A 25,353-nucleotide genomic window follows, 5' to 3' on the forward strand; every position below is an offset into this window, starting at 1 on the left:
GATTTTACATAAATAAGATTTTGGGTATCTTGCTTTTTGGCCCAATACTAAAGATCGTGCAAGAAGTGGCAAAGTTATAGAAAGTACCGAGTTAAGAAATGACTTTCATAGTTAAAATAATTATGCTATAAAAGTTTTCAGATTTTTCATGGTTTTGGTTAATAATGTACCGAGACTGGGAATTATAGGAACTTTTTTATGAAACGATTAAATTCAAGATATTAAGGCTGAAAAAGCCTGATGTTGACCAGAATAGATGCCAAATTAGAATTATTGCCGGAAAAGGAAAAAAAGACAGAATAGTACCGTTGCCAAAAAGTTTTCGGGAAACATTAGTTATGTATACTCCCTATTTACTTATGTTATTAGTATTTTTAAGCTGCACCTAGTTCCCAAGCCACGGGGGGGGGTGACAGGGGAAAATAATCCACGCAATAATACCGCCACGGGGTGACGTTGAACAATACCATTTACTTATGATGCATTCATTATATAATTAAGCTGAAAATAATCAAACTATATTTTCTGCTAATAGTTTATAATCATATAAAATTTTAGCTTAACGCAATAATTGAAAAAGTTTGCTTAAAGTATTAAAATAATTTGACTATTTCAGAAAAAATTCATAATATTTATTAATAAACTCAATCTAAACAATAATATAATATATGAAAACAGCCTTTATCTTTCCAGGTCAAGGGTCGCAAGCCATTGGCATGGGCAAGGATTTTTACGATAATTTTAAATCCGTAAAAGAAACATTCCAAACAATCGATGAAGCACTAAAACGAAAACTTACCGATATAATTTTTAATTCTACTTCGGAAGAATTAACATTAACTACTAATGCACAGCCAGCATTAATGGCTGTATCTATGGCAATAATTAATGCTATCAAAGCTGAGACCAACAAAAATGTAGCTCAGCTATGCGATTATGTCGCTGGTCACTCTTTAGGTGAGTACTCTGCTTTATGTGCTGCCGAAAGCATCAGCGTTGAAACAGCCGCAAAATTATTGCATACACGTAGCAGCTCTATGCAGGAAGCCTGCCCTCCAAATATCGGTGCTATGGCTGCTTGTATCGGTATATCTATCGAAAAGCTTGAGAAAATAGTTAAAGAAAGCAAATGCGAAATAGCAAATGATAATATTGAAGGACAGATTGTAATTAGCGGTAAAGCGGACGCTATTGATTACGCTATTAATCTTATTAAAGAAGCAGGATATAAAGCAATAAAGCTAAAGGTAAGTGCTCCGTTTCACTGTAGTTTAATGAAGCCAGCAGAAGAAAAAATGCGAATAGCACTTGATAATAGCGTAATTAACAAACCGCTAATACCAGTAATTCAAAATTATACTGCAAAGCCTGTATTAGATCCTTTAGAAATCAAGCAAAATCTAGTTTTACAAATATGCGGGCGAGTTAGATGGCGTGAGACTATAGAGCTATTTAACAAGTTAGATATTGCCCATATAGTAGAAATAGGAGCAGGAAATGTGCTAACAAATATGCTTAGAAAAATCAACTATACATTTAAATTGAGTAATATAAGTAATGTAGAAGAGATGAAACTATTTCTACAAGCTTATGAAACTGCAAATTAGGTTTTTTGCTAATTTATATAATTTTTTAATAGAAGATTATCCTCTGCAACCAAATAAAGAAAATATAATAAAATTATCAAAATCTTTATTTAAGAACACCGCAGAGGTTAATTTTCTGTTACAAAATATTCACATATTAGATTTACCATGCTGTGAACCAAACAGGGTAGAATCTATTAAGGATATATTAAAATCTGATAAATTAAACATTAATATACCTAAATTTAAATACAAAATAAGATTAGAAATTATAGCCCTCAAGAATTAACAATCCTTAGAGAAAAAGGTAATAATTTATTATTTTTTAATTCTAAATTGTGCGAAATTATTAAATTACTAAATTTTATAAATCAATTTTTTGTTGTTGATCATAGTAAGGTAAGTTATTGTATACTAGATATTGCTAGTAGATTTTATGATGAAGAAGATTTAAAAATTTTTTTAGATAGTGAAATTGATATAGAATTAAATTATACTAATGAAATAAGTATTTACGATAAAAATTTAGATAATTTTATAAATTTGCCACAAGTAGCTTATAATAGATTTTTAGTATTGTATCACGAGGCATTTAAAAGTTTTGATAAAAAAGAATTAACTATATTATTCAACGCTTGTAGTAATGATAATAATTTAGTGAAATCTTTAATTTTATGCCCTTGAAAATGCAAGGACTAAGTAGAACAAAACCTATAAATTTTCTGCCCAAATTTCATTGGGGGTTTTATAACCAAAAATCTTTCTTGGCATGTTATTTAAAATCTCAGCAACATTGTCAAGACCTCTTTGTGTAACGGTAGTAATATCTGTATTTTTAGGTAAAATTCTATGAATCATAGAATTCATTTTTTCCACTAATGCTTTTTGTCTAGGGCGGTATGGATCACAAAAGAAAGTTTGAAACCCAGATAGTCTATAGGCAACATGCCCCACAAACTCTTTGCCATTATCCATAGTAATAGTCTTTCTCACACTATTTGGAAGAGTTTTTATCTTTCTTAAAAAACCATTGGTAACTGTTGTAGCTCTCTTGGAGTTATTCAGCACTAAAATAATCTTTTGACTCTTTATTATCCACCAGTGCACCAATATTCATACTTTGATTACCTTTATGAAATGTAAGATCTGCCTCAAAATTCCCTACTTCTACCTTTTTCGTAGCTATTGCATCACGCTGATGTATTGAGATCCTTTGTGGTATAATGATCCTTTGACGCCTCTTCCCTCTTTCTTGCCTTTTATATCTTTTAGAAGGTAAATAGCTATATAACTTTAATTTAGCTGCTACTGCAGAAGTGTAAACAAATCTATACAAAACTTACGCTATGAGTAAAAAAGTGATAAATTATTGTAAAAATAATTAAACATGTCAAAGAGGATAAAGTTGCAAGCAATACCAATTAATAGGACAGATTATTGTCAATTTTTAATAGTTAGCCAAAAGAATTATAGTTTAACCTACTACGCTGAACATGCAAAGAAATGTAGTCATGATGTTATTAATAGATTTTTAAGGAATAAAAAATATACACCTTCTTTGTTATGGGAACACATCAAGAATGATGTTATTTTTTCATCTAATGGATATACAATATTTGATGATACGGTTTTAAATAAAAGGAATACGAAGCAAATAGAAATTGCAAGATCGCAGTACAGTGGAGCTACAGGTAGAGTTACTAAAGGTATAGGAGTAGTGAGTCTGGTATATTATAACCCTGATATTAATAAGTTTTGGGTAATAGATTATCGAATTTTTGCACCTGATCATGATGGAGCAACAAAACTAGAACACCTATTAAACATGTTAAATAATGCTGTTTATAGCAAGAAGATTCCTTTTCAAACAGTACTTTTTGACACATGGTATTCTACACACAAAATTATGCAACATGTTGACTCTCTGGGGAAATATTATTATGCCCCTATTAAAGCCAATAGAAACGTTAGTAAAACGCACGATTCTAAACCTTATAAAGCTGTAAAAGAGTTGACATTTTCAGATGAAGAGATCAGGCATGGAGTAGAGATTCATATAAAAGGTTTTGCTAAAAATAAGCATGTTAATTTGTTTAAATTTACTGTTTCTACCAACAGAGTTGAGTATGTTGTTACCAATAACAAAACTCACAAATCTTCTAAAGCTGCACAAGATGAGTGTGGCTTTCGATGGGTAATTGAGAGCATGCACAGAGAAATTAAGCAACTTACTGGGATAGAACGTTGTCAATGCAGGAAACAGCGTATTCAACGTAATCATATTAGTTGGGCATTTTTAGTTTGGGCATTTCTCAAAAGGACTGCAAATACAATCGGTAAAACGGTTTACCAAATAAAGTTAGGGCTTTTAGATGACTATATGCAACAACAGCTGCGTTCTCCATCTTTACGATATTTAGAACCAAACATAGCGTAAGTTTTGTATATAGCATAAGTCATTAAGGTACTGACAGAGCGAGAGTATCATGTTATAGTAAGCAAATATTAACAAGCATGTAAAGAGATATGGCACGAGCATATGCAATAGAACTAAGACTAAGAGTTATAAAAGCTGTAGAAGCAGGGATACGAATAAGTAAGGTAAGTAAATTATTTAATGTAAGTCGTGATACTATATATAAATGGAAAAAATTAAAAGATAAGCAAGGTACTTTAGAAGCAGCAACTGGTTATCAGAAAGGACATAGTCATAAGATAAAAGATTCAGAATCTTTTAAAGAATTTTTTAAAGCTAATATGAATAAAACATCAAAGGAGTTAGCAAAGCAATGGGGTAATATTGCATCTGTAACTATTTTAAGACAAATCAGAAAACTTGGTTATAGCTATAAAAAAACTCATTTTCATCCGAAAAGAGATATTAAATTAAGAAATGAATTTATAGCAAAGATACAAACCATCACAAAGGACAAATTAGTATATCTTGATGAATCTGGAATAGAGGATAATGCTTGCAAAGAGTATGGATGGAGCATTATAGGACAAAGGTGTTATGGAGAAAAGGTGTATCAACATAAATTTAGAATAAGTATGATAGCTGGTCTTTATAATGGTAATCTTATTGCTCCTGTAATATTTGAAGGTAATTGTAATACAGAGGTCTTTAAAACTTATATTAGGGATGTATTAATTACAGAATTACAACCTGGGCAAACCGTTATTATGGATAACATTAATTTTCATAAAAATTCTAAAGTTAAAGAGTTAATTGAATCCGTTGGTTGTACCATATTGTATTTACCAACTTACTCTCCTGATTTAAATCCTATAGAGCATTACTGGTTTAAGATAAAAAATGAAATTAGGAAAGTTGTAGGAGATTTTGAAACATTTTATGATGCTGTTTTTAATACTATTAAATTGTCAGTATCTTAATGATTTATGCTATATATAGATTCGTCTACACTTCTGCAGTAGCAGCTAAATTAAAGTTATATAGCTATTTACCGTCTAAAAGATATAAAAGGCAAGAAAGGGGGACAAGGCATCAAAGGATCATTATACCACAAAGGATCTCAATACATCAGCGTGATGCAATAGCAATGCAAAAGCTAGAAGTAGGGCATTTTGAGGCAGATCTTACATTTCATAAAGGTAATCAAAGTATGAATATCGGTGTGCTGGTGGATAAAAAGAGTCAAAAGATTATTTTAGTGCTGAATAACTCCAAGAGAGCTAAAACAGTTACCACTGGGTTTTTAAAAAAGATCAAAACGCTGCCAAGTAGTGTTAGAAAGACTATTACTATGGATAATGGCAAAGAGTTTGTAGGGCATCTTGCTTATAGACTATCTGGGTTTCAAACTTTCTTTTGTGATCCATACCGCCCTAGACAAAAAGCACTAGTGGAGAAAATGAATTCTATGATTCATAGAATTTTACCTAAAAATACAGATATTACAACCGTTACACAAAGAGGTCTTGACAATATTGCTGAGATTTTAAATAACATGCCAAGAAAGATTTTTGGTTATAAAACCCCTAATGAAATTTGGGTAGAAAATTTATAGGTTTTGTTCTACTTAGTCCTTGAATTTTCATGTCATTCCTAACTAGAAGCGGGAATCCAGCATAAAGCAAGATACCTAAGCTTTTAATTTTAAAAACTTACTGCTTTTATGTTTATTTTTCTGGGTTCCCGCTTCCGCGGGAATGACATATAAGGTCACCTACACCTGAATAAAATATAACATTTTTTTAAAACTGTCCGGTACTATTGGTCTCACCACGGGATCCAGTATTTAAAAAAATGACGGAAAAACTTCATTACAAAATAATTCTCTATCTACTAATCCTTGCTTTGCAGATTCTTTCGGTGATTTCTTTTAATTTTTCTATTCGCTCTATTAGATAAAGCAGCTGTTCTTTCGTAATCTTATAATTTTTATCATATTGTGCATCAACATAAGCTTTTCGTAGCAGCTTAAAACATTCTTTTTGCTCAGAAGTTATTATAGGAAAAACTTGTAATAACTCACTACTATAATTTTTGGCTCTACTACCTAACTTTTTTATATCGTGCAATTTTAGCTTATAATTAGAAAAAACTAATAAAATAGCATTATAAAAACTTTCAGTAGCTTGATGTGATAAGAAAGCAGCAACTGCATATCGATCTTTTTTTAAATAGTAATCTACTCCATCTAAAAAATCTTTACCTTTATCAAACCACTGTTCATAATCACCTTGAGCGATTTCTTTTATCTCACTCCAAGGTAAATCTTTAGCTTCGCTTAAAGTATATTCACCACTGTCGTATAAAAGTATTCCCTCTTTTTTGATATCGGTATAAAAATAACGCCCCTTTTCTAACTGTTTATTTCTTTCTTCTATTGATTCAAGAATTATGGATATTTCTGAATCATATGGAATAATTTGTTTAGGATTTATTACTCCTGTCTTTACTAATCTTTTATAAATATTGTCTTCGAGCCTTAAAGTAGCATGCCCTTTATACTTACCTTTTTTCAATATTATCAAAATATCCGTATCGCTATACGGGATGACAGGGAAAATGATCCACGCAGGCAATGCCACGCAGGAATGACATAAAGATATGCTTTTTCTAAGCCTTACACCGGAACAACATTCTCCAGCCAATATTTGCTGCATGCAAGAAAATTAGGATTGGCAAAGTTATCTTTACCATAAGTAATTTCTTTGCCTTCTAAATCTAAAATATTACCGCCACCAGCTTTAATTAAAGCATGACCTGCTGCTATATCCCATTCCATAGTTTGACCGAATTTAGGACAAATATCCACACTACCCTCAGCAATTAAACATAATTTAATTGAGCTACCTATTGCGTCTATTTTATTAAAGGAATATTTACTTAAGAATTCTTTATTTGCTTTATTTGAATGATAAAAACCTATGACAGCGTTTAGCTCTTTTTGTTTATGGATGATAGGAATTTCTTTGGAATGTTGTTCGATTTTTAACTGATTTTTTTCATCAGTATAATATAATTTATCTGTCTCAGGTTGATATATCAAGCCAATAGTCGGTAAACCATTTTTAATTAGACCTATATTTATAGTATAGGTGCTTTTGCCGTTTACATAACTTCGTGTTCCATCAATTGGATCAATTAACCAAAAAGTGTTACTGTTAAGTATTGGCAGTGGCTGTTCTTCACACACTATATTTATTTCTGGAGTTAAGACTTGCAGATTTTGATAGATTATTTTACTAATTTCTTTATCTGCATTAGTAACTACCGACCCATCTGACTTAGTATCAATTAATATTCCTGATTTTTTTATATCTAAAGCAATTTTACCGGTATCAATAATCAAATCTTTTAAAGTATTTATTAAATTATTATTCATACTATTTATTTAACATTTTTGCAGCTACATCATCCTCCAACCACTGTCCTGTATTTAGAAGAGTTGATTGCTGCAATTTGGCGACTTCTAGATCGGGTGATCCTTGTAATTGTTGCCATCCCAAATATTCAATTCCATAATATTCTATATCAACATTTCTTAAATAAGAATCCATATCTTTTAAATCTTGTTTATTATTTGCAAACACTATAATTTTGCTAGGCTCCTTTGGTACAATTTTTAAAAATTCAATTAGTGACTTTACTTTATTAGTATTTCCGGTAAATATTATTCCTAAATAAAAAATAGGTGCACTTGCATCAGTTGGATCAAATCTAAATACATCTTTATCATTAACTTTACTAGTAAAATTAATCCCTAATCCGTAAAGTAAGGTATACAACCATCCTTCATAATTTTCAATCAAATTACAGGGGGTAGTTATTTCTTGAAGCCCTAAAACTGTTGCACCTTGCTTTTTCATTTGATTAATAAAATCCCCCCAATTTTTTTCTACAAGCATCATTTGGCGTTGTTGCATTAATTGTGCTATAGAATTATTTACTGATGAATCATTTACTGCAAGACTATATAAGTTTTTGGTAAAATTTACATAAGGATTATCGTTATAGCGAAAAAATTTTGATTTGGGCGTTATAATAGTATTATCTATATTTATTAAAACAAGGCTATCTTGGTCTATTTTGGGTAACAAATCTTTCATTGTTACAGAATTTACAGAATAAGTAGGAATTATTTGACCATAGCTTGAAGTTGGCACAATTAAATAAAGTAATAAATGGAGTAAAATTTTATTTACTTTGATCATAAGGGTTTTTACTTTTTGTATTATTAGTTTTTAAAGGTGGGTTATTTCTTTTTATATTATTCAATTGATTAGTCAAGTCATTAATAATTACATTATAATTTGTAGTATTATCCTTAGTATCTTGATTATTATAATAATATCCAACAAATAAAACAGAAGAACTATAATTAGCTAGCTGTGCTTCCATTGAACTTAATAACTCAGTACTACCGCTAATCATTATAAGTACTTTAGGCATAAAATTCATTTGAACAAAAAAATTAATCATTAGTTCAGCACCAGATATATTATTGCTGGTCAATATACCCTTATAAAATACCGGATAAGTATTCGAAAAATTTTTTAAATTATTAAAAATAATATAATTATTTTTAGGAAAGCTATTTGAGAAATCAATGTTAAAATTCTTTTTTAAATAATCAGCAATCCATATTTCAAATTTAGGTATATTATTAAAATTACCTGTAAAACCTCCATTTACAGCTATTATAGGAATATTTTTATTGCTGATATCACTTACAAAATTTGGAAAGTTAGGATCTAGTAATTCCTTTTTATATTTATCACTTGTTAAAATTAACTGGTCGATGTAAATATTTTTAGGGTTTTTATTCATCTTTTGCAAAGTAGGTGCTAGTTTAGTATAAACATCTTTATCGATTTGCTCACCTAAAGATAATAATGGCTTAAATAATACCTTATCCAAGTCTATTACCACTAGTAAATCTTGCGGCAAATAATTTTTATTATAATTTTCTTCAAAATCTTGTTTTATTTTATCTAAATTATTTACTTCTATATTTTCTGCTTTAACTATAGATGTGACAAGTAGTAATAAGATAAATATATATTTTTTAAACATTAATATACTCCAATATAATACATTGTCACCCCGTGGCGGCATTGTCTGCGTGGATACCAAATCGTCATTGCGAGCGACTGCAAGGAGCGTGGCAATCCAGAAAAAATAATAAAAAATGCTATAAGTTAGCATTTTTTACTGGATTGCTTCATCAATTACTTCGTAATTTCCTCGCAATGACGGTAAAACTGATCACGCAGGCAATGCTGCCACGGGATGACACTAAACCGAAAAGCATATCTTAGTGTTAGCACATCGTAATGCTACAAAACTTACGCTATGTTTGATATAATGTCCATGAATTAAGGGATATTATGAAGTGCTTCACTATAAAACATTGCTGTGTAATAAGAGTTTTTAGCATATTTGCTATAACATAGCGTAAGTTTTGGCTAATATCAATCCATATTAAACTATAATATGGTAAATATGTTTGGAAGTTTTTTTAGTTCGTTTGGTGGTGCTATCGGAAATGCATTTGGAGGTGGTATATTTTCAAGCATAGGAAGATTTGCTGGTAAAATGCTTGGTGAGTATTTAGATCAACTAAATCATGAACCAGAAGAATATGATTATATTAAAAACTTCAAAGAAAGTTTTAAGTATGTTACAGCAAATTATGGTGAGCCTATCCCTTTAATTTTTGGCACTACAAAAGTTAGTGGAAAAATAATTTGGGCGGATAAAGTCAAAGAAATAGCAAATAGCACTCGTCATAAAGAATATTTTCCTTATTTTCATAACGTAAAATCTACAAAACTTACGCTATGAGTAAAAAAGTGATAAATTATTGTAAAAATAATTAAACATGTCAAAGAGGATAAAGTTGCAAGCAATACCAATTAATAGGACAGATTATTGTCAATTTTTAATAGTTAGCCAAAAGAATTATAGTTTAACCTACTACGCTGAACATGCAAAGAAATGTAGTCATGATGTTATTAATAGATTTTTAAGGAATGAAAAATATACACCTTCTTTGTTATGGGAACACATCAAGAATGATGTTATTTTTTCATCTAATGGATATACAATATTTGATGATACGGTTTTAAATAAAAGGAATACGAAGCAAATAGAAATTGCAAGATCGCAGTACAGTGGAGCTACAGGTAGAGTTACTAAAGGTATAGGAGTAGTGAGTCTGGTATATTATAACCCTGATATTAATAAGTTTTGGGTAATAGATTATCGAATTTTTGCACCTGATCACGATGGAGCAACAAAACTAGAACACCTATTAAACATCAAAACTTACGCTATGTTTGGTTCTAAATATCGTAAAGATGGAGAACGCAGCTGTTGTTGCATATAGTCATCTAAAAGCCCTAACTTTATTTGGTAAACCGTTTTACCGATTGTATTTGCAGTCCTTTTGAGAAATGCCCAAACTAAAAATGCCCAACTAATATGATTACGTTGAATACGCTGTTTCCTGCATTGACAACGTTCTATCCCAGTAAGTTGCTTAATTTCTCTGTGCATGCTCTCAATTACCCATCGAAAGCCACACTCATCTTGTGCAGCTTTAGAAGATTTGTGAGTTTTGTTATTGGTAACAACATACTCAACTCTGTTGGTAGAAACAGTAAATTTAAACAAATTAACATGCTTATTTTTAGCAAAGCCTTTTATATGAATCTCTACTCCATGCCTGATCTCTTCATCTGAAAATGTCAACTCTTTTACAGCTTTATAAGGTTTAGAATCGTGTGTTTTACTAACGTTTCTATTGGCTTTAATAGGGGCATAATAATATTTCCCCAGAGAGTCAACATGTTGCATAATTTTGTGTGTAGAATACCATGTGTCAAAAAGTACTGTTTGAAAAGGAATCTTCTTGCTATAAACAGGGCTCTGTCCAAATAAGTGTGGGAATTTCTCAAAGGTTATATAAAAATATAATATAACAAAAGGAGAAATTATATGAGCCAAAAACAAAATGAAGCAATGAATCAAGCGATAGATTTATTAATAAATAATGATACAGATATATCAACATTACTTAAAGAGGATGGTTTATTAAAGCAATTAACCAAACGGCTTGTAGAGAAGGCATTGCAGTCAGAGATGAATAATCACTTAGGATATGATAAATATTGTCATACTGATAGTGATAATGTTCGTAATGGTAAGAATGTAAAGAATCTAGTAACAAATAATGGAGTTATAGAGATTGAGGTTCCAAGGGATAGAAGTAGTACATTTGAACCTGCATTAATTCCAAAGCGTCAAAGACGTATTGAAGGATTTGATGATAAAATAATATCGTTATACGCTAAAGGAATGAGCTTATCTGATATTAAGATTCAAATGCAAGAATTGTATGGAGCTGACGTTAGCGAAAGTTTGATAAGTCAAATTACTGATGATGTAATTGAGGATGTCAAGATATGGCAAAGCCGACCATTGGATCGAGTATATGCTATAGTATTTTTTGACTGTTTAGTAGTAAAAGTACGTCAAGATAAACGAATTATCAATAAGTCTGTATATGTAGCATTAGGTATTGATTTATCTGGCAGGAAGGATATTTTAGGATTGTGGATCAGTGAAAATGAAGGAGCAAAATTTTGGCTTGGTAATTTTACTGAGATGAAGAACAGAGGTATGCAAGACATGCTTATTGCTTGCAGTGATAATTTAACCGGTATGTCTGAGGCGATAGAGGCAGTTTTTCCGAAAACCGAACATCAATTATGTATTGTACATCAGATTAGAAATAGTTTAAAATATGTATCATATAAAGACCGAAAAGAATTAGCGGCTGATTTAAAGCCTATTTATACTGCTAGCACAGAGGAAGAAGCACATCTTGCTTTAGAATCTTTTGAAGCTAAATGGAGTAAACAGTATCCACAAATTGCTAAATCTTGGTATGTTCATTGGGAAAATTTAATGGTTTTTCTAGGATACCCTGGGGCGATAAGGAAAGTAATATACACAACGAATAGTGTAGAATCTGTCAATAGCCAATTACGTAAGGTTACCAAGAATAAACGGGTTTTTCCAAATGATAATGCCGTTTTTAAGACCTTATATTTGGCAATTGATTATATGACCAAGAAATGGGCTATGCCGATTCCAAACTGGAACGCAGCTATGGCTCACTTTTTGATAAAATTTGAAGGTAGAATTTAAGCCCTATGAAAAATTTACACACTTAATTAGAAAGACTCATAAACAGCATTATTTAACATGTTTAATAGGTGTTCTAGTTTTGTTGCTCCATCATGATCAGGTGCAAAAATTCGATAATCTATTACCCAAAACTTATTAATATCAGGGTTATAATATACCAGACTCACTACTCCTATACCTTTAGTAACTCTACCTGTAGCTCCACTGTACTGCGATCTTGCAATTTCTATTTGCTTCGTATTCCTTTTATTTAAAACCGTATCATCAAATATTGTATATCCATTAGATGAAAAAATAACATCATTCTTGATGTGTTCCCATAACAAAGAAGGTGTATATTTTTTATTCCTTAAAAATCTATTAATAACATCATGACTACATTTCTTTGCATGTTCAGCGTAGTAGGTTAAACTATAATTCTTTTGGCTAACTATTAAAAATTGACAATAATCTGTCCTATTAATTGGTATTGCTTGCAACTTTATCCTCTTTGACATGTTTAATTATTTTTACAATAATTTATCACTTTTTTACTCATAGCGTAAGTTTTGGATTTTAAAAGAGCATTTAAAAGAAAGCTTTCACTCTCTACTTCATATTTCTAATATGCTAATTGAAAATAGTCACTATGAGTGAAAATTCAAGGACTAAGTCGAACAAAACCTATAAATTTTCTGCCCAAATTTCATTGGGGGTTTTATAACCAAAAATCTTTCTTGGCATGTTATTTAAAATCTCAGCAATATTGTCAAGACCTCTTTGTGTAACGGTTGTAATATCTGTATTTTTAGGTAAAATTCTATGAATCATAGAATTCATTTTCTCCACTAATGCTTTTTGTCTAGGGCGGTATGGATCACAAAAGAAAGTTTGAAACCCAGATAGTCTATAAGCAAGATGCCCTACAAACTCTTTGCCATTATCCATAGTAATAGTCTTTCTAACACTACTTGGCAGCGTTTTGATCTTTTTTAAAAACCCAGTGGTAACTGTTTTAGCTCTTTTGGAGTTATTCAGCACTAAAATAATCTTTTGACTCTTTTTATCCACCAGCACACCGATATTCATACTTTGATTACCTTTATGAAATGTAAGATCTGCCTCAAAATGTCCTACTTCTAGCTTTTGCATTGCTATTGCATCACGCTGATGTATTGAGATCCTTTGTGGTATAATGATCCTTTGATGCCTTGTCCCCCTTTCTTGCCTTTTATATCTTTTAGACGGTAAATAGCTATATAACTTTAATTTAGCTGCTACTGCAGAAGTGTAGACGAATCTATATATACTTTCTGTACTGATACAACAAGCTGTATTTTTGTCCAGTTTTAACTTTCCGGCTATAGCATCCGGTGACCATTTCTTGTGAATCATAGCATTTTTGATATAATTTAACAAAATAGGTAACTTCTCTATTTTTAATAACTCTTGCTGATGCATCCTTTTTTTATATTGTTCCTGAGCAACACAAGGCATATACTTACCTTTTACTTTATTTCTTTTTAGCTCCATACTAATAGTGCTTTTAGACCTCGTAAGATGTTGTGCTATCTTGTTAATACTGACTCCTAGGTCATACATTCTTTTTATTTCATATCTCTCTTCGCGAGATAAGTGTCTATATTTTCTGTTCATCATTACCTATTTAAAATCTTATTATTTTAAATAAGTTTTGTTCTACTTACTTATAGTATTTTCATGCAACAACAGCTGCGTTCTCCATCTTTACGATATTTAGAACCAAACATAGCGTAAGTTTTGATAACACTACTACTAATAATCCTACAGATAAAGCTTAATAGCTTAATTTTTATGCAAGGCATTAAAGATCATTTTCGCAAGTGATTTACTAATGCCTTTTACTTTAGAAAGCTCATCTATGCTCGCATCTGATACTGCTTTATATGAACCAAAATAATGCAGTAATGCTTTTTTACGTGTATCCCCTATTCCCTCTATTTCATCAAAACTTGAGACTTTTATAGCTCGGGATCTACTAAGTCTATGATTCTTTATCGCAAAATTATGAGCTTCATCCCGCAGGATTTGTAAATATTTCATAAGCGGTAAATTCTTGTTCAAGGTAAATACTTCTCTACCCATCATATAAAACTGCTCAAGACCAGCATTTCTATCAGGACCTTTTGACATACAAACAAATGGAATATCCATTTGAAGCTTGTTCATCACTTCTTTAACAATTCCTAAATGCCCTTTCCCCCCATCTATAATCATCAAGCTCGGCAACCTATGCGGCTCTTGTTTTAATCTGGTTAATCGTCTAGTTAAAACTTGACGAAGCATTTCATAGTCATCACCTACAGCGTCATTTCTTATGTCATCCTCGCGAAAGCGGGGATCCATACTTAATTTTTCTGGATTCCCGCTTTTGCGGGAATGACATTGTAAAGAACTGAAATGACTTACACTTACATTAAAAACCCGATATTCTTTTTTATCAAAACCGGATTTACCGGCAACTATCATAACCCCGACGGCAAAATTACCTTGAATATGGCTATTATCATAAACTTCGATTCGTTCAGGAATTTCAGAAAGATTAAATAACTCTTTAATCTCAAACATAATTTCTTGATTTTTAGCAAATTTCTTTTGATATTGCTCAAGTGAAAATAAGGTATTTTCCTCAGCATTTTGAACTAATTTAAGCTTACCACCACTAGCAGGAATTGTAATATTAAGTTTAGCAAAATCATTAATACTCCTAATCGCTTCTATGATATTATCTTTATCATCAATTTCATGATTAATAATAATTTCCGGAGGCACTTGTTGCTTTTGATAAAATTGCAGTAAAAAATGTTTTAATACTTCTTCTTTGGTACTATTTTCAGTAGAAGTATGGAAATACGGAATATTACCGCAAGCTTGCCCTATCCTGTATAAAAATACTTCTACACAATAATGCCCATTCTTTTCTACAATAGCAATTATATCTGCGTCTTTAACGATATCCGTAATACCAGCTTTAAGCTGTACATAACTTAATGCTTTAATACGGTCTCTGATTTCTGCTGTTTCTTCAAAACGCATCTGCTCACTTAATTCTTCCATTTTCTTTGATAGATTTTCTTGAAGTTCTTTACTGCGTCCTTGCAAGAAATCTTTCACCTGCCCTACTAGCTCTGCATAATCTTTTTTATTGATCTTACCAACACATGGAGCATAACAACGCTTGATTTCATATTGCAGGCAAGGACGAGTACGTGAATTGAAGTAATTATCTGTGCAGGAACGTAGTTTAAAGATTTTTTGTAGTTCTGATAAAGTAGTGTTAACTTCGGTTGCTGAAGCAAAAGGACCAAAAAACTTCCCATCATTTAAGGCTCTGCCTCGGTATTTTAGCAATTGCGGGAAATCATGATCTAAACGTAATTTGATAAAAGGGAAAGATTTATCATCTTTAAGAAGAATATTGAACTTCGGTTGAAATTTTTTGATTAGCTGAGCTTCTAAAAGCAGTGCTTCAACTTCAGAATTAGTAATACTATACTCCAAAAAGCAAGTATTTGCAACCATCCGAAGCGTTTTAGTATCTAAATCTGTTTTAATGTAATTAGTAAGACGCCTTTTTAGGTTTTTAGCTTTACCGACATAAATGACTTGTTTATTAGCATCAAACATCCGATAAACCCCTGAACGCTCAGGGGTATCTATAAGCTTGGACTTAATTAACTCATTTCCGGTAAGTTCCATAGTCATATATTACATGTCATTCCCGCATAGGCTTTGTTGTGTAGATCAAAAAACACTCATGGTGTCATCTAGTTGCTTGATCACAGCATCCAGAAAATAATAAAAAATATTAATAATTTTAGTATTCAAAACTTACGCTATGTTTGATATAATGCCCATGAATTAAGGGATATTATGAAGTGCTTCACTATAAAACATTGCTGTGTAATAAGAGTTTTTAGCATATTTGCTATAACATAGCGTAAGTTTTGTATTTTTTTACTAGATTGCTTCGTCAAAACTTACAGTTTTTCTCGCAATGACGGAAAACTAAGCTATAACTGTTTTTTCTCTTGAATAAGCTCAAATACCTCGACTGTATCGCCCTCTCTGATATCTTCGTAATTCTCAAATGCGATACCGCACTCATAGCCTTCTCTGACTTCTTTAACTTCTTCTTTAAAGCGTTTTAAAGTCTTCAGCTTACCCTCATGAATTACTATATTATCACGTAATAAGCGTACCCCTGCTCCTTTCTTAATAATACCTCTAGTAACATAAGAACCAGCGATTTTACCAATCTTGGTAATATTAAATATCTGCCTAATTTCTACTGATCCAATATATTGTTCTCTAATAATCGGATCAAGCATTCCGCTCATAATTGCTTTTACGTCATCTAATAGATCGTATATTATGCTATAATATCTAATTTCAACTTTTTCTTTCTCTGCAGCAGTTTTTGCATTTGCACCTGCTCTAACATTAAAACCAACAATGATAGCTGAAGAAGCATGAGCAAGTGATACATCTGATTCTGTTATAGGACCTACACCACTGTGAAGAATGCGGAGCTTAACTTCATCATTTGGTAATTTTAATAAACTACCAGCAATAGCTTCAACTGAACCATGAACATCGCCTTTAATAATTAAAGGTAATTCTTTAATTTTACTACTACCAGAAGCTTTTAAGAATAAATCTTCTAAGCTTGAACGTGGTGCTATAGATATTTTCTTTTCTTTAGCAACTCGCTCTCTATATTCTGCTATGTCTTTTGCTTGCTTTTCAGTTTGTACTACGTTAAACATATCGCCAGCATGAGGAACATGACTCAACCCCTGAATTTCTATCGGAACGGATGGGGTAGCTTCTAAAACTTCTATTCCTTTATCGTTAGTCATTTTTTTGACTTTACCATACGCAGTTCCAGCTATTATAATATCACCACTTTTTAAAGTACCACGCTGAACTAACATGGTTGTTAACGCACCTCTTCCTTTTTCGATTTTTGATTCGATCACAACGCCGCTAGCTGACCCGAACGGATTAGCTTTTAAATTTTGCATTTCTGCAATTAATAAAATAGCTTCTTCAAGCTTGTCTAAATTAATTTTTTTAAGTGCCGAGATTGGAATAACCATAACGTCACCTCCAGCTTCTTCGCCAATAATTTCATACATATAGAGTTCGTTTTTTACACGCTGAATATCAATATCAGGTTTATCAATCTTATTAATAGCAACTATTATCGGAACATTTGCTGCTTTTGCATGGTTAATCGCTTCAACAGTTTGCGGCTTAATTCCATCATCTGCTGCAACTACTATGATTACTATATCAGTTACACCTGCCCCTCTTGAACGCATTTCTGAGAAAGCTTCATGACCAGGAGTATCTATAAAGGTAATAGCTCTACCATCAGCAAGCGTTACTCTATAAGCACCGATATGCTGGGTAATTCCCCCTGTCTCACCGGATGCTACATCTGTAGATTTCAGAGCATCAAGTAGAGAAGTTTTTCCATGATCAACATGCCCCATAACTGTAACAACTGGTGCACGTGATCTTAAATCTTCTTCTTTATCATTGGTAATTAAGATATTTTCAACATCCGATTCTTGGACTCTTTTGACAGCATGACCTAGATGGGTAGCTACTAACTCTGCAGTATCTGCATCAATTGTTTGACTAGCATTAGCAAGGATGCCAAGCTTCATTAACTCTTTAATAACATCAGATACACGCTCAGACATTGCATTTGCAAAATCACCAACACCAATAACTTCAGGTAGCGTTATTTCTCTATATACTTTTTCAGGTGCTTGTACTAATGATTTACGCTTTTCTTTTTCTCTTGCCCTTTTTATAGAAGCAAGACTCCTAGTTCTATTTCTATTATCGTTTTCATCATCACCAACCATATTAAAGAGGTCAGTCTTTTTAAACTTTCTTGATTCATCAACTTTAGGCTTTGGTGCAATCACCTTATTTTCAGTTACTTTATCTACATCTTTTTCCGATTCTATACCATAACGTGTTCTAGTTCCTACTAACGGAGATTTTACAAAAATATCCTCTTTCTTCTTAGGAGTTTGAGGTGCTGGCTCTTCAATATCTTTTGCTTCTTCTATCTTTGGTTCTTCTTTTATTTTGTTAGTATCTCTGATTTCTTCTTGCTCAACCTCTAGAGGCTCTGCTTGTGAAGTAGTAGACTGATTAATGCTTGCAAGTTTACTTAAGGTACTTATTTGTGAATTATCATTTAATTTTGATTGTTCTGCAGCTTTTTTTAGAATAGATAAGCGTCTGTTGAATTCTTCACTACCACTACTTGACCCAGTTTCTAAGCTACCTTTCTCTTTATTTAATGAAAGAGTAGTAGTAGAACCGCTAGAACTTTTTCTAACCTCTACTAATGTTTTCGACTTAGCATTAACAAAATTTTGAGTACTCGCAAGAGAATCAAAAGATTTGTTAAGTGACAATTTTGTATTGCTAAGTGTCAACTTTTTGGGTTTGTTTTCTTGGTTATCCGTCATATTTAAACCTTTGTGTTTAGTACCGGTGTCACCCCGTGGACACGCCGGCTTTGTTGCATGGATCGAAAAGCATCCTCGATGTCATCTAGTTGCTTGACCACAGCATCCAGAAAAACAATAAAAAATACTAATAATTTTAGTATTTTTACTGGATCCAGTGAATAAATCACGGGATAACAGGGAAAAATGATTACACAACAACGCCGCCACAGGATGACACTATTCTTCTTTTAGCTCGCTATGTTGTTTAGCAGTCTTAATTAATAATTTAATATTTTCATCTGTTATATTAGAATTTGGAGCTAAATTTTTAAATTCATTTACGCTCATTTCACCTAAATCTTCTATAGTTTTAATACCATATTCGGCAAATTTTAATATTAATTCAGGTGGTATTTCTAATATATCTATTAATTCTTGTTCAACTCCAAGCTCTTCAAGTTCTTTAACAATCTTTTCATTTTTGAGATTAACATAATTAATAGCTCTATTTCTAATCTCTACAGCTAGTTCTTCTTCAAAACCTTCAATATTCATTAAAGCATTAATATCACTATTTGCAATTTGTTCTATTGTATTAAATCCACTAACTGATAAAAGTTGCCCGATTACTTCTTCAACGTCTAAAGCTTCTATAAATAATTCTGTAGAAGTTACAAACTCTTCATTTCTTCGTTTTGACTCTTGCTCTTCAGTCATTATATCGATATTCCATCCTGTAAGTTTAGCAGCAAGTCTTACATTTTGTCCTCTTCTACCTATTGCAAGGCTTTGATTCTCTTGTGAAACTACTACCTCTACTTTTCTTTTATCTTCATCAATAAGAATTTTTAAAATTTCAGCAGGTGCAAGAGCATTAATTATAAACTGTGCAACATCCCTATTCCATAATATTATATCAATTTTTTCTCCATTTAGCTCATTTGTTATAGCTCTTACCCTATTGCCTCTAATACCAACACATGAACCTATCGGGTCTATACTACTATCTGAAGCAAATACAGCTATTTTGGCTTTTGAACCGGCATCTCGTGCTACTGCTTTTATTTCGATCATTCCCTCATAAATTTCTGTTACTTCTAACTCAAATAGTTTAGCAAGCATCCTATCATCTGCTCTAGACAAAAAGATTTGTGGACCTTTTGTTTCGTGCCTTACATCTTGTACATATGCCTTAATTCGGTCGTTAACCTTAAAATTTTCGCCTTTAATTTGCTGTTCTTTCTTTATTATTGCCTCAGCACGGTTAAGGTCAACTATTATATCGCCATATTCTATTCTTTTGACAACACCATTTATAATTTCACCTTTTCTATCTTTGAAATCATGATATTGTTTTTCACGCTCTGCTTCTATAACGCGTTGTGTTATGACTTGCTTTGCGGCTTGAGCTGCTACTCTTGCATGATCAATAGAAGGTAAATATTCGTATATTTCACCATCAATTTTAGCTTCAGGATCCTTTTGCAAAGCTTCGGTAAGTGAAATTTGTGTTAAATAATCTTCTACATTTTCTACTACTTTAAGCACTCTTAAAAGATTTATTTCACCTGTCTTTCTATTTATTTGTGCTTTGATATTATATTCATTGCCATATTTTTTTCGCCCTGCTACTTGCACTGCTTGTTCTACAGTTGATATCAAAACTTCTTTTGATATTCCTTTCTCACGAGCTACAGAATCTATAATTTGTAAAATTTCTATGTTACCTATATTAGACATATATTACATTACCTTGTATTACTTTTATTCTCAGAACCTAATAATTTTTTAAACATTTCTTCTGTTAAAACTAGGTTAGCACTTTTAATTGAATCGTAATTAATTATTACTTCTTGGTTTTCCCATTTTAAATATACTTTATCGTCTTTAGCCTCAATTATCGTACCTTGATAACGGCTTCTACCATTTAATAATTCTTTAAGCTTAATTTTAACTTCCCGTCCTACAAATCTTTTATAATTTTCAAATTTTACCAATGGACGCTCAACACCACTTGATGAAACCTCTAAATAATATGCCTCTTCTATCAAATCTTCAACATCCAAAATAGCCGAAATAGTATTGCTTGCCTTAGTGCAATCTTCTACCGTTACTTTTTGATCATCAAGCTTGTCTATTAATATCTCAACTACTTTAGAGCTTAGACCTTTAACACGCACAAGCACTAACTCAAACCCCATATCACTTAAGGTTTCTTGTATCAAATCTGTTATTTGTTGTTCAATAGTTTGCATTATCAATTTTATAACAAAAAAGGCGGGATAACCCACCTTTTTTTAATTCCAATATTGTATCCCTTGAAAAGGCAAAATACACTAGTTCATAGATATAAGCAATATTTATTTAACAATATATATTTTCTTATTTATTCGTGAGCAAATGGGCAAACACTTGACCCAAGATTATCTTGTCCTAAATATGAATCAAATACTTCCTGTGATGGTCCAAATCCCTCTACATGAATATTATCTTCTGCAACACCCCATCCTTTTAATATCTGCTGTAGATTAGCACTGAAAGAAGGAGAAGCACAAATTTCATAATTATTATTATGATTGTCTAAGATACTATTTAACGATTCTTCATTTATTCTACCGATATGAATAGTATCATTCTTACTGTAGCTATCTTGAGTATAATATTTATCATAAGAAACCTTAAGACCAAGATCTCTTAATTGCTCTACAGGTAGATCTAATTGATGTGTATCACTGTTTTCACCTTGAGTAGAGTGAATAATATGTATAGATGATGGTAGTTTATCGCTTTGTCCATTTTTTATAGATTCTTTTATAGCTTGCATAACAGCAATAGAATTGCTTTCTCCTACCCCTCCACTAATTAGGACAAGAGGAATAACATTATCTAATTTAAATGGAATACCACATGGAGGTCTTAATCCTACTATTGTATTCATTTCAGCGTCACGTAGATACTGTGTTACAGAAAAAGAATCATTATCAGTTACTTCTTTTACTTTTATTAAAAGCTTATAATAATCTTCTCCACTGTCGGTAATAGTAAAATGACGCTGTATAGCATAAGTCATTAAGGTACTGACAGAGCGAGAGTATCATGTTATAGTAAGCAAATATTAACAAGCATGTAAAGAGATATGGCACGAGCATATGCAATAGAACTAAGACTAAGAGTTATAAAAGCTGTAGAAGCAGGGATACGAATAAGTAAGGTAAGTAAATTATTTAATGTAAGTCGTGATACTATATATAAATGGAAAAAATTAAAAGATAAGCAAGGTACTTTAGAAGCAGCAACTGGTTATCAGAAAGGACATAGTCATAAGATAAAAGATTCAGAATCTTTTAAAGAATTTTTTAAAGCTAATATGAATAAAACATCAAAGGAGTTAGCAAAGCAATGGGGTAATATTGCATCTGTAACTATTTTAAGACAAATCAGAAAACTTGGCTATAGCTATAAACAAAACTCATTTTCATCCGAAAAGAGATATTAAATTAAGAAATGAATTTATAGCAAAGATACAAACCATCACAAAAGACAAATTAGTATATCTTGATGAATCTGGAATAGAGGATAATGCTTGCAAAGAGTATGGATGGAGCATTATAGGACAAAGGTGTTATGGAGAAAAGGTGTATCAACATAAATTTAGAATAAGTATGATAGCTGGTCTTTGTAATGGTAATCTTATTGCTCCTGTAATATTTGAAGGTAATTGTAATACAGAGGTCTTTAAAACTTATATTAGGGATGTATTAATTACAGAATTACAACCTGGGCAAACCGTTATTATGGATAACATTAATTTTCATAAAAATTCTAAAGTTAAAGAGTTAATTGAATCCGTTGGTTGTACCATATTGTATTTACCAACTTACTCTCCTGATTTAAATCCTATAGAGCATTACTGGTTTAAGATAAAAAACGAAATTAGGAAAGTTGTAGGAGATTTTGAAACATTTTATGATGCTGTTTTTAATACTATTAAATTGTCAGTATCTTAATGATTTATGCTATAGTTTATTAGAATAAGCAAAACTAGTAATTTCCATTGAAAATGCAAGGACTAAGTAGAACAAAACCTATAAATTTTCTGCCCAAATTTCATTGGGGGTTTTATAACCAAAAATCTTTCTTGGCATGTTATTTAAAATCTCAGCAACATTGTCAAGACCTCTTTGTGTAACGGTAGTAATATCTGTATTTTTAGGTAAAATTCTATGAATCATAGAATTCATTTTTTCCACTAATGCTTTTTGTCTAGGGCGGTATGGATCACAAAAGAAAGTTTGAAACCCAGATAGTCTATAGGCAACATGCCCCACAAACTCTTTGCCATTATCCATAGTAATAGTCTTTCTCAAACTATTTGGAAGAGTTTTTATCTTTCTTAAAAAACCATTGGTAACTGTTGTAGCTCTCTTGGAGTTATTCAGCACTAAAATAATCTTTTGACTCTTCAAAACTTACGCTATGTTATAGCAAATATGCTAAAAACTTTTATTACACAGCAATGTTTTATAGTGAAGCACTTCATAATATCCCTTAATTCATGGGCATTATATCAAACATAGCGTAAGTTTTGTCTTTTTATCCACCAGTGCACCAATATTCATACTTTGATTACCTTTATGAAATGTAAGATCTGCCTCAAAATTCCCTACTTCTACCTTTTTCGTAGCTATTGCATCACGCTGATGTATTGAGATCCTTTGTGGTATAATGATCCTTTGACGCCTCTTCCCTCTTTCTTGCCTTTTATATCTTTTAGAAGGTAAATAGCTATATAACTTTAATTTAGCTGCTACTGCAGAAGTGTAAACAAATCTATATATACTTTCTGTACTGATACACAAAGCTGTATTTTTGTCTAGTTTTAACTTTCCGGCTATAGCATCCGGCGACCATTTCTTACGAATCATAGCATTTTTAATATAATCTAACAACATAGGGTTCTTTTCTATTTTTAATAACTCTTGCTGATACATCCTGTTTTCATATTTTTCCTGAGCAACACAAGGCATATACTTATCTTTTACCTTATTTCTTTTTAGCTCCATACTAATAGTGCTTTTAGACCTCGTAAGATGTTGTGCTATCTTATTAATACTGACTCCTAGGTCATACATTCTTTTTATCTCATATCTCTCTTCTCGAGATAAGTGTCTATATTTTCTGTTCATCATTACCTATTTAAAATCTTATTATTTTAAATAGGTTCTGTTCTACTTACTTATAGTATTTTCAAACTAACAATTAATTATAGTACTAAAAATCCAGGTAAAATTGTAATATTTGCTATTGATGAGGGAATATTATCATTTGCTGGTTATCAAACACCTGATCCTCTTAATTATTTTATAGGTAATAGAGCCCTTGAGGTAACTACATCACAAATTATGGATTTAATATTGCCAGAAAAATCATTTTTAATGAGAGCTATGGCAGCCCCTGCAGGTGATTATGCTATGAGTATGAGCAGAAACCTTAACCCATTTAAAAGAAAAGATCAGCCTCCAGTAGTATTTTGGTCAGGAATTTTAGATGCAGATCCTAATAAAAGAGAAATTACATTTAATATTCCAAGCTACTTAACGGCACTTTAAGAGTTATGGCAGTATCAGCAAGTCTTGAAGCTGCTGGAGCTTTCAAATCTGATGTTTTAGTACAATCAGATATTATTATTACTCCAAACTTACCTTTATTTGTAGCTCCAGATGATGAATTTATAGTACCGGTAACAATATTTAATAATTTAAAAGATTCAGGAAACGCTCAAGTTTTTGTAAATATTGAGACAAGTAACGGGCTTAAAATCCTAGAATATCCTAATGAAATACAGATTGATAAAAATAAAGAAGCTACTATTAATGTTAAATTAAAAGCAACAGATAAGCTTGGATCGGCTGACTTCAAGGTTACAGCTTCTATAAATCACCTTAAACCTGATATTATCTCTTTGGCTGTAGTACATAGCTCTGAAATTACCACAACAACTAGCGTACGTCCGCCTATGCCTAACGTTACAACAGTTGATACTGGCTTTGCTGCTGGTAATAATATTACTTTAAAAATCGCAAGAGATTTATATCCGAAATTTGCTAAATTACAAATTTCTGCTTCTAAATCACCGCTTGCTATTATTTCTGGTTTTAGAGATTTCTTAAATAATTATCCTTATGGCTGCACTGAGCAATTAATAAGCCAAAATTTTGCTAATGTTTTACTATATGATCAGCAAAATCTAGTTATCATACTCCAAACAGATCGTAAGAAAATGGATGAGTCATTATCTAAAGCTTTTCAAATGCTATCAGAACGTCAAAATTATGATGGCGGGTTTAAATATTGGAATAATGTTAGCGATAGTTCTGATCCATTCATTTCTGTTTATGCTATGCATTTTTTAACCGAAGCAGCTAGTAAATATTTAGCCGTTCCTAGCGATACATTCAATCAAGGTATATATATTTAGGAAATATGGCAAATAGGTCTATTAGTTCCTTAAATGAAGCAAGGGAAAAAGCATATGCAGTCTATATTTTAACTAGAAATAATGTGATTACCACAAGCTATA

Annotated in this window: 25 protein-coding genes and 2 pseudogenes; 11 read left to right on the plus strand and 16 right to left on the minus strand. The window is 31.6% G+C overall.

Translation table 11 applies throughout. The annotated features are described in order from the left end of the window. Positions 1–668 precede the first annotated feature (668 nt). Genes fabD through AAGD55_RS06475 form a run of 3 tightly spaced genes read left to right on the plus strand, consistent with a single transcriptional unit; the run spans position 669 to position 2,270 of the window. Complete coding sequence (gene fabD / locus AAGD55_RS06465; RefSeq protein ID WP_341790870.1) at positions 669–1,607, plus strand: ACP S-malonyltransferase; 939 nt, start codon at positions 669–671, stop codon at positions 1,605–1,607. Beyond that, complete coding sequence (locus AAGD55_RS06470) at positions 1,591–1,875, plus strand: hypothetical protein (RefSeq protein WP_341790871.1); 285 nt, start codon at positions 1,591–1,593, stop codon at positions 1,873–1,875. The genes fabD and AAGD55_RS06470 overlap by 17 nt, the downstream gene beginning before the upstream one ends. A gap of 47 nt (positions 1,876–1,922) precedes the next feature. Then, positions 1,923–2,270, plus strand: coding sequence for a hypothetical protein (locus AAGD55_RS06475; RefSeq protein WP_341790872.1), 348 nt, complete (start codon positions 1,923–1,925; stop codon positions 2,268–2,270). Positions 2,271–2,297: 27 nt separating this feature from the next. Here AAGD55_RS06475 and AAGD55_RS06480 read toward each other — a convergent pair whose 3' ends face one another. Both AAGD55_RS06480 and AAGD55_RS06485 read right to left on the minus strand, forming a co-directional pair. Continuing rightward, positions 2,298–2,693, minus strand: coding sequence for an IS30 family transposase (locus AAGD55_RS06480; RefSeq protein ID WP_341790873.1), 396 nt, complete (start codon positions 2,691–2,693; stop codon positions 2,298–2,300). Next, a complete protein-coding gene (locus AAGD55_RS06485; protein ID WP_341790875.1) occupies positions 2,644–2,922 on the minus strand; it encodes a hypothetical protein in 279 nt (92 codons plus the stop codon). The genes AAGD55_RS06480 and AAGD55_RS06485 overlap by 50 nt, the downstream gene beginning before the upstream one ends. A gap of 51 nt (positions 2,923–2,973) precedes the next feature. Here AAGD55_RS06485 and AAGD55_RS06490 point away from each other — a divergent pair, with 51 nt between their 5' ends. From AAGD55_RS06490 to AAGD55_RS06500, 3 genes are all read left to right on the plus strand, one after another. Beyond that, complete coding sequence (locus AAGD55_RS06490) at positions 2,974–4,023, plus strand: transposase (RefSeq protein WP_341790876.1); 1,050 nt, start codon at positions 2,974–2,976, stop codon at positions 4,021–4,023. An 89-nt stretch (positions 4,024–4,112) separates the two neighbouring features. Beyond that, positions 4,113–4,982, plus strand: coding sequence for an IS630 family transposase (locus AAGD55_RS06495; RefSeq protein ID WP_341790877.1), 870 nt, complete (start codon positions 4,113–4,115; stop codon positions 4,980–4,982). Continuing rightward, entirely contained in the window at positions 4,982–5,617 is a 636-nt protein-coding gene (locus AAGD55_RS06500; RefSeq protein WP_341790878.1) for an IS30 family transposase, read from the plus strand. Before AAGD55_RS06495 ends, AAGD55_RS06500 begins: the two co-directional genes overlap by 1 nt. A gap of 271 nt (positions 5,618–5,888) precedes the next feature. Here AAGD55_RS06500 and AAGD55_RS06505 read toward each other — a convergent pair whose 3' ends face one another. The 4 genes from AAGD55_RS06505 to AAGD55_RS06520 are packed head-to-tail and all read right to left on the minus strand — an operon-like array spanning position 5,889 to position 9,132. Then, complete coding sequence (locus AAGD55_RS06505) at positions 5,889–6,719, minus strand: HEPN domain-containing protein (RefSeq protein WP_341790879.1); 831 nt, start codon at positions 6,717–6,719, stop codon at positions 5,889–5,891. Next, positions 6,680–7,441 carry a 3'(2'),5'-bisphosphate nucleotidase CysQ gene (locus AAGD55_RS06510; RefSeq protein WP_341790880.1) on the minus strand — a complete coding sequence of 254 codons (762 nt, stop codon included), beginning with the start codon at positions 7,439–7,441 and terminating at the stop codon, positions 6,680–6,682. The genes AAGD55_RS06505 and AAGD55_RS06510 overlap by 40 nt, the downstream gene beginning before the upstream one ends. A gap of 1 nt (position 7,442) precedes the next feature. Then, positions 7,443–8,270 (minus strand): DUF2608 domain-containing protein, encoded by an 828-nt coding sequence (locus tag AAGD55_RS06515; RefSeq protein ID WP_341790881.1) that lies wholly within the window; start codon positions 8,268–8,270, stop codon positions 7,443–7,445. Next, positions 8,254–9,132 carry a DUF2608 domain-containing protein gene (locus AAGD55_RS06520; protein WP_341790882.1) on the minus strand — a complete coding sequence of 293 codons (879 nt, stop codon included), beginning with the start codon at positions 9,130–9,132 and terminating at the stop codon, positions 8,254–8,256. Before AAGD55_RS06520 ends, AAGD55_RS06515 begins: the two co-directional genes overlap by 17 nt. Positions 9,133–9,561: 429 nt before the next feature. Here AAGD55_RS06520 and AAGD55_RS06525 point away from each other — a divergent pair, with 429 nt between their 5' ends. Both AAGD55_RS06525 and AAGD55_RS06530 read left to right on the plus strand, forming a co-directional pair. Further along, a complete protein-coding gene (locus AAGD55_RS06525; RefSeq protein ID WP_341792537.1) occupies positions 9,562–9,903 on the plus strand; it encodes a hypothetical protein in 342 nt (113 codons plus the stop codon). A gap of 37 nt (positions 9,904–9,940) precedes the next feature. Further along, positions 9,941–10,447, plus strand: coding sequence for a hypothetical protein (locus AAGD55_RS06530; protein ID WP_341790883.1), 507 nt, complete (start codon positions 9,941–9,943; stop codon positions 10,445–10,447). Here the strand turns inward: AAGD55_RS06530 and AAGD55_RS06535 are convergent. Further along, a complete protein-coding gene (locus AAGD55_RS06535; RefSeq protein WP_341790884.1) occupies positions 10,387–11,067 on the minus strand; it encodes a transposase in 681 nt (226 codons plus the stop codon). The genes AAGD55_RS06530 and AAGD55_RS06535 overlap by 61 nt on opposite strands. Here AAGD55_RS06535 and AAGD55_RS06540 point away from each other — a divergent pair. Beyond that, complete coding sequence (locus AAGD55_RS06540) at positions 11,059–12,273, plus strand: IS256 family transposase (RefSeq protein ID WP_341790885.1); 1,215 nt, start codon at positions 11,059–11,061, stop codon at positions 12,271–12,273. The two genes, AAGD55_RS06535 and AAGD55_RS06540, sit on opposite strands and share 9 nt — an antisense overlap. A 26-nt stretch (positions 12,274–12,299) precedes the next feature. Here AAGD55_RS06540 and AAGD55_RS06545 read toward each other — a convergent pair whose 3' ends face one another. The 8 genes from AAGD55_RS06545 to AAGD55_RS06580 all read right to left on the minus strand — a co-directional run bounded on the left by AAGD55_RS06545 (position 12,300) and on the right by AAGD55_RS06580 (position 21,843). Next, positions 12,300–12,770: a hypothetical protein gene (locus AAGD55_RS06545; protein ID WP_341790886.1), complete on the minus strand. Its 471-nt coding sequence runs from the start codon at positions 12,768–12,770 to the stop codon at positions 12,300–12,302. Between the two features lie 166 nt (positions 12,771–12,936). Further along, positions 12,937–13,911: an IS30 family transposase gene (locus AAGD55_RS06550; protein WP_341790887.1), complete on the minus strand. Its 975-nt coding sequence runs from the start codon at positions 13,909–13,911 to the stop codon at positions 12,937–12,939. A gap of 47 nt (positions 13,912–13,958) precedes the next feature. Next, a complete protein-coding gene (locus AAGD55_RS06555; protein ID WP_341790888.1) occupies positions 13,959–14,096 on the minus strand; it encodes a hypothetical protein in 138 nt (45 codons plus the stop codon). Beyond that, positions 14,077–15,996, minus strand: a complete 1,920-nt coding sequence (gene uvrC / locus AAGD55_RS06560; protein WP_341790889.1) for an excinuclease ABC subunit UvrC — start codon at positions 15,994–15,996, stop codon at positions 14,077–14,079. The genes AAGD55_RS06555 and uvrC overlap by 20 nt, the downstream gene beginning before the upstream one ends. Positions 15,997–16,304: 308 nt before the next feature. Next, a complete protein-coding gene (gene infB / locus AAGD55_RS06565) occupies positions 16,305–18,791 on the minus strand; it encodes a translation initiation factor IF-2 (protein ID WP_341790890.1) in 2,487 nt (828 codons plus the stop codon). A 219-nt stretch (positions 18,792–19,010) separates the two neighbouring features. Continuing rightward, positions 19,011–20,513, minus strand: a complete 1,503-nt coding sequence (nusA, locus tag AAGD55_RS06570; RefSeq protein WP_341790891.1) for a transcription termination factor NusA — start codon at positions 20,511–20,513, stop codon at positions 19,011–19,013. 8 nt (positions 20,514–20,521) lie between these two features. Beyond that, positions 20,522–21,028, minus strand: a complete 507-nt coding sequence (rimP, locus tag AAGD55_RS06575) for a ribosome maturation factor RimP (protein WP_341790892.1) — start codon at positions 21,026–21,028, stop codon at positions 20,522–20,524. Positions 21,029–21,159: 131 nt separating this feature from the next. Beyond that, positions 21,160–21,843, minus strand: a complete 684-nt coding sequence (locus AAGD55_RS06580) for an FAD-dependent oxidoreductase (RefSeq protein ID WP_341790893.1) — start codon at positions 21,841–21,843, stop codon at positions 21,160–21,162. A 66-nt stretch (positions 21,844–21,909) separates the two neighbouring features. On the opposite strand from AAGD55_RS06580, the gene AAGD55_RS06585 reads away from it, so the two are divergent. After that, positions 21,910–22,780, plus strand: a protein-coding gene (locus tag AAGD55_RS06585; RefSeq protein WP_341790894.1) for an IS630 family transposase whose coding sequence is annotated in 2 segments (ribosomal slippage) — positions 21,910–22,236 and positions 22,238–22,780 — 870 coding nt in all. Because the reading frame shifts where the segments join, the coding sequence is not laid out codon by codon here. Positions 22,781–22,858: 78 nt separating this feature from the next. On the opposite strand, the pseudogene AAGD55_RS12395 reads toward AAGD55_RS06585, so the two are convergent. Beyond that, positions 22,859–23,962 (minus strand): annotated as a pseudogene (locus AAGD55_RS12395) (IS30 family transposase). Between the two features lie 60 nt (positions 23,963–24,022). Here AAGD55_RS12395 and AAGD55_RS06600 point away from each other — a divergent pair. After that, positions 24,023–25,352: pseudogene (locus tag AAGD55_RS06600) on the plus strand (alpha-2-macroglobulin family protein); the annotation flags it as partial. Position 25,353 lies beyond the last annotated feature (1 nt).

Origin of the sequence: Rickettsia endosymbiont of Gonocerus acuteangulatus (genome assembly GCF_964026435.1) — a bacterium.
In the GTDB taxonomy this organism is placed as follows: domain Bacteria; phylum Pseudomonadota; class Alphaproteobacteria; order Rickettsiales; family Rickettsiaceae; genus Rickettsia.